Below are 13230 nucleotides of genomic sequence, written 5' to 3' on the forward strand. Positions count from 1 at the left end.
TGCCAGGGTCACCCTGAAGGCCCCGGCCAACAAGCGTAGCGAGCCGGATATTCCGCTCTACTACGTGGGATGCATCGAGCAGAGCGATGCCGCCGACCGGCTGGAGTGGCATCTGCTGACCAGTGAAGCGGTGACCAGCCCCGAACAGGCCAGCGAGATTATCGGCTACTACGAGCGGCGCTGGCTCATCGAGGATTATCACAAGGTCTGGAAGAGTGCAGGCACGAGGGTCGAGGCGTTGAGGATGCAGAGCCGGGAAAACCTGACGCGTATGAGCGTCATCCTGGCCTTTATCGCGGTGCGGCTGCTGCAGTTGCGATTTATCAAAGAGGAGCCTGCCGCGCAGGGAGAAAGCTGCGAAGAACTGCTGGGCACGAAGAGCTGGAAGCTGCTGTGGTTGAAGATGGAGAAGAGGGCCCTGCCGGATGAGGCCCCCGATATGGCGTGGGCGTACAAGAGCCTGGCGATACTGGGGGGCTGGAAGGACACCAAGCGCACGGGGCGAGCCTCGATAGCGGTGTTATGGGAGGGCTGGTTTAGGTTAGAGACCCTCCTTGAAGGCTATGAACTGGCGCTGTCTCTTGCGCATCAACAGTTGTGATCAAGAGACAGGCCCCGGCTGCCATTTTCATTTGTGCTCTCTTGAGAGTGAGCGGCGGTTCAGAGCGCGTTGCGGCGCGGTCCGAACGGCAGGCGCCAGCGAAACAGGCTGTTGAGGGTCGCCCGCCACTGGTTGGGGCGCCCCAGGATCTGCTTTTGCAGCCGGGTCTCTTCCTTCAGCATCACCTCATCGCTGCGGGCCCAGGCCTGCTGGTAGAGCTGCTTGATCCCCGCCAGCGCATCCGGCGACTTGGTGATCAGGGTCCTGGCGAACTCCCGTGCCGCGTCGAGGGGATCCTCGCAGACCCGGCTCACCAACCCGAGCGCCCGCGCCTCCTGGGCATCCAGCTCGCGGCCGCTCATGGCCAGCTCCATGGCGGTGTCCACCCCCATCAGGTTGCGCAGGGTGACGCTGCCACTCATGTCGGGAATGATGCCCCACTTGATCTCCATCACCGAGAAGCGGCAATCCGGGGTGCTGAAACGAAAGTCGGCCCCGAGCGCTATCTGCAGGCCGCCACCGAAACAGACCCCCTGGGTCACGGCGATCACAGGCACCGGCAACTGGTGCCAGCCATAGGCGACCCGCTGGGCCAGGTTGGTCGCCTCGTCCGCCTCGCGCTTGAGAATATCGAGGGCCGCCACCGGCTGCCTCAGCATGGATTTCACATCCAGCCCGGCGCAGTACGCCCGCCCCTCGCCGTGCAGGATCACCGCCCGCAGCCCCTTGTGCTGCGCAAGCTGCGTCAGCGTCTCGTCGATGGCGCCGAACATGGCTCTGTCCAGCGCATTGAGCTTGTCCCCCCGGGTCAGCATCACCTCGGCGATGCCGTCCCGGATCTCGCACCTGATCCTTGGTTTGTCCATTTCCTTCCTCTTCCTTGTGCCGACACTGGTCATACCACAACGTTACCAGAGTGTTATCGGCAGGTACAGGGAGGCCAGCCCCCCTCTGCGACTAAAGTCGGCTGGCCCCGCCCTGGCCCCTTTGCCAGACTGGCCCCATGCTCACGGCCGAGAACTGCCATGTCACTTCTGTTCGATTTTTCCCGCCCGCCCTTTGACTGCCTGGACGAGGCGGCCCGTGAACGGCTCGGTCAGCGCCTCAGTATCTGCTACTTTCGTGCCGGCCAGACGGTGCAGGATCCGGGGGACCAGCCCCCCGGCCTCTACCTCGTCATCAAGGGGGCCGTGGAGGAGTCGGCGCCCCACCAGCCCTTCGGCGACTATGGCGTGGGGGACATGTTCGATGTGCGCGCCCAGTTCGACGGCCACTGCCGCCATCGCTTCAGCGCCCTGGAAGACACCCTCTGCCAGCTGATCCCCCGCGACACCTTCCAGGGGCTGTGCGACGCGCACCCCGCCTTCGCACACTATTTCACCGCCACCCTGGCCGAGCGTCAGCGCGAGCAGGAGCGCCGCGGCCAGCTCGGGCAACAGAACCTGGCGGAATTCATTCTGACCCGCATCGACCCCGGCCACCTGCAGCCACCTCTGCAGCTGGACAGCCAGACCAGCCTGCTTGCCGCCAGCGAAGCCATGGCCAGCCGGGGCACCGATTGCCTGCTCTATCCCGCCGCTGACGGCAGCCTGAGCCTGGCCACCCGCAAGACCCTGCTCCACGCCCTGACCCTCAAGGGGCTGCCCCTGACGGCAACCCTGGCGGTGCTGACCCCGGCGCCCCTGATCGGCCTGGCGCAAGGCAGCTATCTGTTCGATGCCCTGTTGCTGATGACCCGCCACCGCATCAAGCGGCTGGTCATCTGGCAGGGGCAGGAGGTGGCGGGGATACTGCACCTGACCCAGGTACTGGGGCTCTTCTCCGCCCACTCCCATGTGCTGACCCTGCGCATCGCCCGGGCAGACAGCCAGGGGGCTCTGGAGGCGGTGGCCCGAGAGCAGCAACAACTCATCCGCACCCTGTTTGCCCAGGGGATCCATACCCTGTTTCTGATGAAACTCATCGCCACCATCAACGAGCAGTTGATCGCCAAGGCCTTCGCCCTGGTGATCCCGACCGAGGTGCAGGAGCAGGTGTGCCTGCTGATGCTGGGCTCGGAGGGGCGCGGCGAGCAGATCCAGAAGACCGATCAGGACAATGCCCTGATCCTGCGAGATGACCTGGATTGGCCCGACCGCCAGGCCGATCTGGCCGCCTTCAGCACCCTGCTCGCGCGCCTCGGCTACCCTCCCTGCCCGGGGAAGGTGATGGTCAGCAATCCGGAGTGGGTCAAGGGGGCCCGGCAGTGGCAGGATGAGATAGAGCAGGCGTGCGTGCGCGCCAGCGAGGCCGATCTGCTGTGGCTCGCCACCCTGGCCGATGCCCAGGCCATCATGGGGGATCGCCCCCTGCTCGCCCCCCTCGCCCGCCACCTGAGAGAGCGCCTGGCCGACAGGCCGGATCTGCTGGCGGAGATGGCCCGGGCGGCGGTCGCCTTCCACACCCCCCTCACCCTCTTTGGCCGGCTGGAGCAGGCCCCCGAGGGGCTGGATCTCAAGCGCGGCGGCCTCTTCCCCCTGGTACACGGCATCCGCGTGCTGGCCCTGGAGGCACAAGTGCTGGAGACCTCGACCCTGGGGCGGATCGACGCCCTGGTGGCCACGGGGCGCCTCAGCCCCGACTATGGTGCCAACCTGGCGGAAGCCTTCCGGCTGTTTGTGCGGCTGCGGCTGCGCAGCCAGCTCAGGGATGGCGACAGCCGGGTACAGGTTGCCGAACTCGCGCACGGAGAGCGGGATCTGCTGCGCCATGCCCTGCATCAGGTGAAGAAGTTCCAGCAGTGGCTCACCTTGCACTTTCGTCTTAGGCAATAGGCATGTTGCGCCGCTGGCGACGTCATTGGCTGGGCCGGGGCTTCGGGGACGGGGAGTTTGCCCCGCTCTTTGCGACGCCCCCCGAGGAGGAGTGGGTGGCGCTGGATTTCGAGACCACCAGCCTGGATCCCGCCAAGGCGGAGATCGTCTCCATCGGGGCGGTGCGCATCCAGGGCAACCGGCTGCTCACCGGCGAGGCCCTCAGCATCAGGGTGCAGCCACCGGCCAGCCTGACCGGCCAATCGGTGGTGATCCACGGCCTGCGCCATCAGGATCTGCAGCAAGGAATGGCGCTGGAAGCCGCGCTGCGCCTGCTGCTGGCCTTCATCGGGCCCCGCGAGCTGGTGGGCTACCACATCGCCTATGATCTGCGGATCCTCAATCTGGCCTGCCAGACACTGTGGGGGCTGCGCCTGCCCCAGCGTGGCATAGAGGTGAGCCGGCTCTATCACGACCACCTCTATCGGCGCTATCCCGACGCCGTCATCGACCTGCATCTGGCCGCCATCTGCCAGCACCTGGGGTTGCCGCCCCTGCCCCTGCACGACGCCCTGAGTGACGCCGCCGCCGCCGCCCTCATCTTCCTGCGCCTGCATCAGGGCAGCCCGCTGGCTTATCCCAAAGTCTAATTGTCCGAAAATAACATTTGCTTCACATTTTGATTACATGAGCAGCACCCCTGCTCGGTAGGGACACCCTTCAATCACAGCTGACACAACCGTCACGGAGAACTGCAATGGAACAGCAACGTTATCTGAGGATCCAGCAAGATCCCAACTTCAAGGAGCTGGTCAGCAAACGCCAGCGCTTCGCCTGGACCCTCTCCATCCTGATGCTGGGGCTCTACCTGGCGTTCATCCTGCTCATCGCCTTCGCCCCCGGCTGGCTTGGCACCCCGCTCAGCGAAGGCTCCAGCATCACCCGCGGCATCCCGGTTGGCGTGGGCCTCATCCTCTCCTCCTTCGTGCTGACCGGCGTCTATGTATTCCGGGCCAACGGCGAGTTTGACGAGCTGAACCAGAAGATCCTCAAGGGAGTGCAATCATGAAAGGCAAGTCTCTGTTGCTGCTCGGAAGCCTGTTGTCCACCCCCCTGCTGGCGGCCGATGCGCTGACCGGCGAGGTGCAACGCCAGCCCCTCAACATCTCGGCCATCGTGATGTTCGTGGCCTTCGTGGCCGCCACCCTGTTCATCACCTACTGGGCCTCCAAGCGCAACCGCTCGGCCTCCGACTACTATGCGGCCGGCGGGCGCATCACCGGCTTCCAGAACGGCCTGGCCATCGCCGGTGACTACATGTCCGCCGCCTCCTTCCTCGGCATCTCCGCCCTGGTCTACACCTCGGGCTATGACGGCCTCATCTACTCCATCGGCTTCCTGGTGGGCTGGCCCATCATACTGTTCCTGATAGCGGAAAGGCTGCGTAACCTCGGCAAGTACACCTTCGCCGACGTCGCCTCCTACCGCCTCAAGCAGACCTCGGTACGCAGCCTCTCCGCCAGCGGCTCCCTGGTGGTGGTGGCCCTCTACCTCATCGCCCAGATGGTGGGTGCCGGCAAGCTCATCGAGCTGCTGTTCGGCCTGCAATACCATGTGGCCGTGGTGCTGGTCGGCATACTGATGGTGCTCTACGTGCTGTTCGGCGGCATGCTGGCCACCACCTGGGTCCAGATCATCAAGGCGGTCATGCTGCTCTCCGGCGCCTCCTTCATGGCCATCATGGTGATGAAGTCCGTCAACTTCGACATCGGTGCCCTGTTCAGTGAAGCGGTCAAGGTTCATGCCAATGGCGCCGCCATCATGAGTCCGGGTGGCCTGGTGGCCGACCCCATCTCCGCCATCTCCCTCGGGCTGGCCCTGATGTTCGGTACCGCCGGTCTGCCCCACATCCTGATGCGCTTCTTCACCGTGAGCGACGCCAAGGAAGCCCGTAAATCGGTGTTCTATGCCACCGGCTTCATCGGCTACTTCTATATCCTGACCTTCATCATCGGCTTCGGTGCCATCCTGCTGGTCAGCACCAACCCGGACTTCAAGGATGCCACCGGCGCCCTGCTGGGAGGCACCAACATGGCGGCCGTCCATCTGGCCGATGCCGTGGGGGGTAGCCTGTTCCTCGGCTTCATCTCCGCCGTGGCCTTCGCCACCATACTCGCCGTGGTCGCCGGGCTGACCCTGGCGGGCGCCTCTGCGGTCTCCCACGACCTCTATGCCTGCGTCATCAAGGAAGGCAAGGCCAACGAAGCCGACGAGCTGCGCGTCTCCAAGATGACCACGCTGGTGCTGGGAGTTGTGGCCATCGGTCTGGGCATATTGTTCGAGAAGCAGAACATCGCCTTCATGGTGGGCCTGGCCTTCTCCATCGCGGCGAGCTGCAACTTCCCGGTGCTCTTCCTCTCCATGTTCTGGTCCCGCCTCACCACCCGCGGCGCCGTCTATGGTGGCTGGCTGGGCCTCATCAGCGCCGTGACCCTGATGATCCTGGGCCCGACCGTGTGGGTGAAGGTACTGGGCCATGCCCAGGCGATCTTCCCCTACGAATACCCGGCGCTCTTCTCCATGGGGTTGGCCTTCGTCGGGATCTGGTTCTTCTCGGTCACCGACAAGTCCCAGAACGCCTCCGAGGAACACCAGAAGTTCTTCCCGCAATTCGTCCGCTCCCAGACCGGGCTCGGTGCCTCCGGCGCCTCCGCCCACTAAGGTTGTCTGACCGCTCCCAAGCCGGCCCTGTGCCGGCTTTTCTTATTCCGGGCCTCCCCTCTCGCCTCCCCTCTCCCACCCTGCCGGCAAGTGGCGCCTTTCTCGCCACCTGGCCCCCGATGCAATGGGCCCCGATCACAGTTCTTGCTAAAACTTTCGGGGGATCTGTGCCATAATGCGCGCCATTTGACAGACAACCCGGGACATCTCCTTTGTTAAGCAGCAACAACATCACCATGCAGTTCGGCGCCAAGCCGCTGTTTGAGAACATCAGCGTCAAGTTTGGCGGCGGCAACCGCTACGGCCTCATCGGCGCAAACGGCTGTGGCAAGTCCACCTTCATGAAGATCCTCGGCGGCGATCTGGAGCCCACTGGCGGTAATGTGAGCCTGGACGTCAACGAGCGCATCGGTAAGTTGCGCCAGGATCAGTTCGCCTACGAAGAGATGCGCGTGCTGGACGTGGTCATGATGGGCCATAGCGAGCTGTGGGCCGCCATCGCCGAGCGCGATGCCATCTACGCCAACCTCGACGCCACCGACGACGACTATATGAAGGCCGCCGAGCTGGAAGGCCTGGTCGCCGAGTATGACGGTTACACCGCCGAGGCCCGCGCCGGCGAGCTGCTGCTGGGTGCCGGCATCCCCATCGAGCTGCACAACGGCCCCATGAGCGAAGTGGCCCCGGGCTGGAAACTGCGGGTGCTGCTGGCACAGGCGCTCTTCTCCAACCCCGACATCCTGCTGCTGGACGAACCGACCAACAACCTGGACATCAACACCATCCGCTGGCTGGAGCAGGTGCTCAACGATCGTGAAAGTACCATGATCATCATCTCTCACGACCGTCACTTCCTGAACTCCGTCTGCACCCACATGGCGGATCTGGACTACGGCGAGCTGCGCGTCTACCCGGGCAACTACGACGAGTACATGACGGCGGCCACCCAGGCCCGCGAGCGTCTGCTCTCCGACAACGCCAAGAAGAAGGCCCAGATTGCCGACCTGCAATCCTTCGTCTCCCGTTTCAGTGCCAACGCCTCCAAGTCGAGCCAGGCTACCTCCCGCCTCAAGCAGATCGACAAGATCAAGATCGAGGAAGTGAAGGTCTCCAGCCGTCAGAACCCCTTCATCCGCTTCGAGCAGGACAAGAAGCTCTACCGCAACATCCTGGAAGTGGAAGGGGTGTCCAAGGGTTATGGTGAAGCGCCGCTGTTCAAGGGCCTGAGCATGATGCTGGAAGTAGGCGAGAAGGTCGCCATCCTGGGTACCAACGGTATCGGTAAATCCACCCTGATCAAGACCCTCATGGGCGAGCTGGCACCGGACAGCGGCACCATCAAGTGGTCCGAGAACGCCCAGATCGGCTACTACGCCCAGGATCACGCCGACGATTTCGACACCGATCTCAACGTGTTCGACTGGATGGCCCAGTGGAAGCAGGCCAACGAAGACGAGCAGGCGGTGCGCTCGGTGCTGGGTCGTCTGCTGTTCACCCAGGACGACATCAAGAAGCCGGTCAAGGTGCTCTCCGGTGGCGAGCAGGGTCGCATGCTGTTCGGCAAGCTGATGATGCAGCGCCCCAACATCCTGATCATGGATGAGCCGACCAACCACCTGGACATGGAATCCATCGAGTCCTTGAACCTGGCGCTGGAAATGTACCAAGGGACCCTCATCTTCGTCTCCCACGACCGTGAGTTCGTGTCGTCCCTGGCGACCCGCATCATGGAACTGACCGAGAACGGTATCCGCGACTTCGGCGGCACCTACGAGGATTACCTGCGCAGTCAGGGCGTGGTGTAACCCCTGGGTCTTCCATCATGAAACCGGCGCCAGTGGCGCCGGTTTTTTTATGCCTCCTTGTTCCCTTCTCCCCTGTGAGCGCCCCCACTGCAAGGGAAGGATTGGGGAAGCAAGAGTGCGGTGCAAGCATCGCGCGTTGTCATAAATCAGTCCTGCTTATCCCCTGCCAGGATACGCAGCACAAGTCCGTGCCTGACCCCTTCCCTCTTCAGCCCGCCCGCGCTTGCCGAGCGGGCACGTGTTCGGGACATAAAAAAACGGCTCCATCAAGGAGCCGTTTTCAATGAGGGCGTAGTCGATTACTCGACGGTCGCCTCCACGTCGGTGAAGTACTCAATCTTGGCCGCTTTGCGCAGCTCGTCGATCAGCGACTTGTAGTCGGCCTGGGCCTTGCCCTGACCGAGCTGCCCTTGCAGCAGGCTCACCATCTGGGACGGCTCCTTGGTCACATTGACCTTGTCCAGCGCCACCACCACGCGATCGCCATTGGCTTCGGCCACCAGCTCGACGCTCGGCTTGCCATCCTTCGGATGGGGCATGCGGAACGCCTGGGCCAGCAGGTTCTGATCCATCTCCTGGGCGAAGCGGGAGACACCCTTGTGGCTCTCCACCTTCAGCCCGAGGGCGGTCAGATCGGCCTGGATGTCCTCGCCGGCGTGCAGCTTGTCCAGCAGGGCCTGGGCCTTGCCACGGGCTACTTCGCTGGCCTTCTCATGCTTGATGGCCGCAATCACCTGGTCTTTCACCTCCGCCAGCGGCTTGGCCGCCTTGGGCTGGTGACCCATGATGTGCAGCACCAGCGCCTTGCCATCGGCGAGCTCGATCACGTCGGAGTTGGTGTTCTCGTCGCGCAGTTGCTCGGAGAAGGCGGCAGCAAGCACCTTGGGATCATTGAGGGGCGCCTGGGCGTCGGCCTGGCTGAAGTAATCAGACGAGACCACCTTCAGACCCATGGCTTCGGCGGTCAAGTCCAGGGAATCCGGGTTCTCGAAGCTGCTGTCGGCCATCTTCTGCTGCTCGGCGAAGAACAGCTCCTTGGCCTTGTCCGCTTGCAGACGGGTGATGGTTTCACTCATCACATCCACGAACGGCTTGGTCTTGGCAGGCTCGACGGCCAGCAGCTTGATGATGTGGAAACCGAACGGGCTCTTGACCACGGTGGAGAGGTCCCCCGCCTTGGCCAGTGCAAAGGCAGCCTGCTCGAAGGCCGGATCCATTACCCCTTTCTCGAACCAGTCCAGTTCGCCGCCCTTCTTGGCGGAGAAGGTATCGCTGGAGTTGGCTTTGGCCAGGGTGGCGAAGTCTTCACCGCCCTTGACCTTGGCCAGCAGCTCGTCGGCCTGCTTCTGGGCCGCCTTCTCATCCTTGCCAAAGGGGATCAGGATGTGCGCCACCTGGCGACGCTCGGCACGCTGGAACAGGTCCTGGTGCTGATCGTAGTAATCCTGGGCATCCTGCTCGGTCACCTTGATGTTCTTGCCAAGGCTGGCGGCATCGAGCAGCAGGTAGTCGACCTTGACCTTCTCGTCGTTCATGAAGCGGCCGCTGTTGGCCTTGTAGAACTGCTCCACCTCGGCGTCGCTCACCTCGACCTCACCCAGATAGGCAGAGGCAGCCAGACGCACCAGGCGCAGATCCCGGGTCTGGTTGTAGAGCTTGTCGAGCTGCTCGGCCTCGCCCTTGAGGGCGAACTCGGAGCCCAGCAGGGCGCCCATCAGTTGCTGGCGCACCATGTCCTGGCGCAGGGAGTCGCGGAACATCTCGGGGGTCATGCCGGCGCGGCGGATGAGTTGCAGATAGCGATCATTGTTGAACTTGCCGTCCTCGGCAAACTCCGGCATCTCCAGGATGGCCTGCTTGATCTGATCATCACTGACCCGCAAGCCGAGCTGACGGGCCTTGTCATCGATCAGCGCCTGATCGATCAGCCTGTCCAGCACGCCGCGGCGGAACTGTTTCATGTAATCGGGGTTGGCGGCCAGTTGGTTGAAGGCCTCACCCATTTGGGATTCCATGCGGGCCCGCTCGTTGCGATAGGCATTCTCCAGTGCAGGGGCACTGATGTCATTGCCGTTGACGGTAGCGGGGGCGGTACGTGCCGGGCCATTGAGGTAGCTGCCTACACCGGCCAAGGCAAAGGAGAGGATGATCAGGCCCAAGATAACCTTGGCTACCTTGCCCTGCGCCCCTTCGCGTAGTTTATCCAACATCATGTTTGTACTTATGCTCCCGAACTCGATGGGCATGAATAATGAAAAGGCGCACCGATTGCGATGCGCCTTGGTCAATCAGTATGAGGGAGAGCCCTCTCACTTGTCTGGTCAGCGACCAAGGTCGGAGCCGATGAGAATCAGCGCCCGGCTTAGTTGACCGCGTCTTTCAGGGCCTTGCCGGCTTTGAAGGCAGGAACTTTACCGGCAGCGATTTCGATGGTCGCACCAGTTTGCGGGTTACGGCCAGAACGAGCGGCACGCTCGCGCACGGCGAAAGTACCGAAGCCAACCAGAGCAACCTGGTCACCCTCTTTCAGGGCTTCACCCACGGCATCAATGAAAGCATCCAGCGCACGGCCAGCGGCAGCTTTGGAGATATCAGCACCGTCTGCAATCTTGTCAATCAGTTGAGATTTATTCACTCTTATATTCCCCTTTTATCGAACATCGCTGCGGCACTGATTTCCCTGGCCACAACAAGTGGAGGTTTTATAACAAGCCTCCTGATCAGTTGCAAGTGACAATCTGGCGCAAACCCGCGCCACATCACGCATTGCGACTCATCATGAGTACCCGATCGGTGGTCAAGGCTACTTCCGTTACCCGGCGCTTGCAAGCCTTAACCACCCCCCGAATGCGCCAAATTTGCGGCGCATCAACATTTACACGACAGAAACGCGTTCGAAACCCTGCGGATTGTCCTGCAACGCCAGTGCAAGCACCTCATCAATCCAGCGAACCGGATAAATTTCAAGGTCTTGCTTGACATTGTCCGGGATCTCCTCGAGATCTCGCTCGTTCTCTTTCGGGATGAGCACCCGCTTGATGCCGCCACGGTGAGCCGCCAGCAGTTTCTCCTTGAGACCCCCGATGGGCAGCACTTCGCCGCGCAGGGTGATCTCGCCGGTCATGGCCACATCGGCACGCACCGGGTTGCCGGTGAGGCTGGAGACCAGGGCGGTACACATGGCGATACCGGCGCTCGGGCCGTCTTTCGGGGTCGCCCCTTCCGGCACGTGCACGTGGATGTCGCGCTTCTCGTAGAAGTCGGCGTTGATGCGCAGCTTCTCGGCACGGGCACGCACCACCGTCATGGCGGCCTGGATGGACTCCTGCATCACGTCACCGAGGGAACCGGTATAAGTGAGCTTGCCCTTGCCCGGCACGTTGGTGGTCTCGATGGTGAGCAGATCGCCCCCCACTTCGGTCCACGCCAACCCGCACACCTGGCCTACCTGGTTCTGATCGGTGGCCTTGCCGTAATCGAAACGCTGTACCCCGAGGAACTCCTTGAGGTTCTCCTGATTGACCTGAACATGCTTGATGCTCTTGTCCAGCAGGATGCGTTTGACTGCCTTGCGACAAATCTTGGAGATCTCGCGCTCCAGGCTACGCACCCCCGCCTCGCGGGTGTAGTAGCGAATGACGCCGACCAGAGCAGAATCCTCGATGGTGATCTCGGACTCTTTCAGACCGTTGCGCTGGATCTGCTTTGCCAGCAGATGCTGCTTGGCGATGTTGAGCTTCTCGTCCTCGGTGTAACCGGACAGACGGATCACTTCCATCCGGTCAAGCAGCGGCCCCGGGATGTTCATGGAGTTGGAGGTGGCCACGAACATCACGTCCGACAGGTCATAATCCACTTCCAGATAGTGATCGTTGAAGCTGCTGTTCTGTTCGGGATCCAGCACTTCCAGCAAGGCAGAAGCGGGATCGCCACGCATGTCCGAGCTCATCTTGTCGATCTCGTCGAGCAGGAACAGCGGGTTCTTCACGCCGACTTTCGCCATCTTCTGGATGAGCTTGCCGGGCATGGAGCCGATGTAGGTGCGGCGGTGGCCGCGGATCTCCGCCTCGTCACGCACCCCACCGAGCGCCATGCGCACGTACTTGCGACCGGTCGCCTTGGCGATGGACTGACCGAGCGAGGTCTTGCCCACACCGGGAGGCCCAACCAGGCAGAGGATGGGGCCCTTGAGCTTGTTCACCCGCGCCTGTACCGCCAGATACTCGAGGATGCGATCCTTGACCTTGTCCAGGCCATAGTGATCCGAATCCAGCACCTCTTGGGCCTTGGCGAGATCCTTCTTGACCTTGGAGCGGGCCTTCCAGGGCACCTGCACCATCCAGTCCACATAGCTGCGCACCACTGTGGCTTCCGCAGACATGGGGGACATCATCTTCAGCTTGGCAAGCTCGGCCAGGGCCTTCTCACGGGCATCGTCCGGCATCCCCGCCTCGTCAATCTTGCGATTGAGGGCTTCGAATTCGTCCGGGCTGTCTTCCAGCTCACCCAGCTCTTTCTGGATGGCCTTCATCTGCTCGTTGAGGTAGTACTCCCGCTGGCTCTTCTCCATCTGCTTCTTGACCCGGGAGCGGATGCGCTTCTCGACCTGCAAGAGGTCGATCTCCGACTCCATCATGGCCATCAGAAACTCGATGCGCTCGGACACAGAGGCGATTTCCAGCACCTTCTGCTTGTCTTCGAGCTTGAGCGGCATGTGGGCAGCCATGGTGTCAGCCAGGCGCGCCGCATCGTCGATCGCCGAGATCGAGGTCAGCACCTCGGGCGGGATCTTCTTGTTGAGCTTGATATAGCCTTCAAACTGGCCGATGGCGGAGCGCACCAGCACGTCCTGGTCCTTCTCCTCGATGGGGGCAGACGCTATGTACTGCGCCTCACCGACGAAGAAGTCCTTGTCATCGATCATCCGCTCAAGACGGGCACGCTGGCCCCCTTCCACCAGCACCTTGACGGTGCCGTCAGGCAGCTTGAGCATCTGCAAAATGTTGGCCACTGTCCCGACGGAGAAGATCTCCTCCACCGTCGGCTCGTCAGTTGACGCATCCTTCTGGGCCACCAGCAGGACTTTCTTGTCCTGCTCCATGGCCGCTTCCAGACAGCGAATGGATTTTTCCCGCCCCACAAAGAGTGGAATGACCATGTGGGGGTAAACCACCACGTCACGAAGAGGCAGGACGGGAATCTCGATGCGTTCTGAACGCTCTAGGTTCATATATGTCCTCTCGGCTTGTTATACCGTTGGCAAAGCGCTTGGCTGAGTATATGGGGGCGCAAAGATGAGATTCAATCGCCT

The 13230-nt window shown here is 62.3% G+C and carries 10 protein-coding genes; 6 read left to right on the forward strand and 4 right to left on the reverse strand.

Annotated elements, in window-relative coordinates; all coding sequences use genetic code 11:
* Positions 1–601, forward strand: a 601-nt coding sequence (locus ACB030_RS18535) for an IS4 family transposase (protein WP_371161865.1), incomplete at its 5' end; no start/stop codon positions are given.
* Between the two features lie 59 nt (positions 602–660).
* Here the strand turns inward: ACB030_RS18535 and ACB030_RS18540 are convergent.
* The gene (locus ACB030_RS18540; protein ID WP_371161867.1) at positions 661–1467 is read right to left on the reverse strand and encodes a crotonase/enoyl-CoA hydratase family protein; all 807 of its coding nucleotides are present in this window, start codon (positions 1465–1467) and stop codon (positions 661–663) included.
* A gap of 159 nt (positions 1468–1626) precedes the next feature.
* Here ACB030_RS18540 and ACB030_RS18545 point away from each other — a divergent pair, with 159 nt between their 5' ends.
* From ACB030_RS18545 to ACB030_RS18565, 5 genes are all read left to right on the forward strand, one after another.
* A complete protein-coding gene (locus tag ACB030_RS18545) occupies positions 1627–3414 on the forward strand; it encodes a putative nucleotidyltransferase substrate binding domain-containing protein (protein WP_371161869.1) in 1788 nt (595 codons plus the stop codon).
* A gap of 2 nt (positions 3415–3416) precedes the next feature.
* The gene (locus tag ACB030_RS18550; RefSeq protein ID WP_371161871.1) at positions 3417–4043 is read left to right on the forward strand and encodes a 3'-5' exonuclease; all 627 of its coding nucleotides are present in this window, start codon (positions 3417–3419) and stop codon (positions 4041–4043) included.
* 107 nt (positions 4044–4150) lie between these two features.
* Positions 4151–4462 carry a DUF485 domain-containing protein gene (locus ACB030_RS18555; protein WP_371161872.1) on the forward strand — a complete coding sequence of 104 codons (312 nt, stop codon included), beginning with the start codon at positions 4151–4153 and terminating at the stop codon, positions 4460–4462.
* Positions 4459–6114 carry a cation acetate symporter gene (locus ACB030_RS18560; protein ID WP_205641638.1) on the forward strand — a complete coding sequence of 552 codons (1656 nt, stop codon included), beginning with the start codon at positions 4459–4461 and terminating at the stop codon, positions 6112–6114. The genes ACB030_RS18555 and ACB030_RS18560 overlap by 4 nt, the downstream gene beginning before the upstream one ends.
* 212 nt (positions 6115–6326) lie before the next feature.
* Entirely contained in the window at positions 6327–7919 is a 1593-nt protein-coding gene (locus tag ACB030_RS18565) for an ABC-F family ATPase (protein ID WP_205641637.1), read from the forward strand.
* Positions 7920–8218: 299 nt separating this feature from the next.
* Here ACB030_RS18565 and ppiD read toward each other — a convergent pair whose 3' ends face one another.
* The 3 genes from ppiD to lon all read right to left on the reverse strand — a co-directional run bounded on the left by ppiD (position 8219) and on the right by lon (position 13149).
* On the reverse strand, positions 8219–10132 hold the full coding sequence (ppiD, locus tag ACB030_RS18570) for a peptidylprolyl isomerase (protein ID WP_371161874.1): 1914 nt from the start codon (positions 10130–10132) through the stop codon (positions 8219–8221).
* A gap of 149 nt (positions 10133–10281) precedes the next feature.
* Positions 10282–10554, reverse strand: coding sequence for a nucleoid-associated protein HU-beta (gene hupB / locus ACB030_RS18575; RefSeq protein ID WP_005315375.1), 273 nt, complete (start codon positions 10552–10554; stop codon positions 10282–10284).
* A 240-nt stretch (positions 10555–10794) separates the two neighbouring features.
* A complete protein-coding gene (gene lon / locus ACB030_RS18580) occupies positions 10795–13149 on the reverse strand; it encodes an endopeptidase La (RefSeq protein WP_043130769.1) in 2355 nt (784 codons plus the stop codon).
* Positions 13150–13230 lie beyond the last annotated feature (81 nt).

It is taken from the genome of Aeromonas sp. S16(2024) (assembly GCF_041403065.1).
GTDB lineage: Bacteria > Pseudomonadota > Gammaproteobacteria > Enterobacterales > Aeromonadaceae > Aeromonas.

Bases quoted from the DNA above. Each gene is read 5' to 3' on its own strand.
- ACB030_RS18550 (WP_371161871.1), top strand. From the start codon at position 3,417: ATGTTGCGCCGCTGGCGACGTCATTGGCTGGGCCGGGGCTTCGGGGAC.
- ACB030_RS18555 (WP_371161872.1), top strand. From the start codon at position 4,151: ATGGAACAGCAACGTTATCTGAGGATCCAGCAAGATCCCAACTTCAAG.
- ACB030_RS18545 (WP_371161869.1), top strand. From the start codon at position 1,627: ATGTCACTTCTGTTCGATTTTTCCCGCCCGCCCTTTGACTGCCTGGAC.
- ACB030_RS18540 (WP_371161867.1), bottom strand. From the start codon at position 1,467: ATGGACAAACCAAGGATCAGGTGCGAGATCCGGGACGGCATCGCCGAG.
- ppiD (WP_371161874.1), bottom strand. From the start codon at position 10,132: ATGATGTTGGATAAACTACGCGAAGGGGCGCAGGGCAAGGTAGCCAAG.
- lon (WP_043130769.1), bottom strand. From the start codon at position 13,149: ATGAACCTAGAGCGTTCAGAACGCATCGAGATTCCCGTCCTGCCTCTT.
- ACB030_RS18560 (WP_205641638.1), top strand. From the start codon at position 4,459: ATGAAAGGCAAGTCTCTGTTGCTGCTCGGAAGCCTGTTGTCCACCCCC.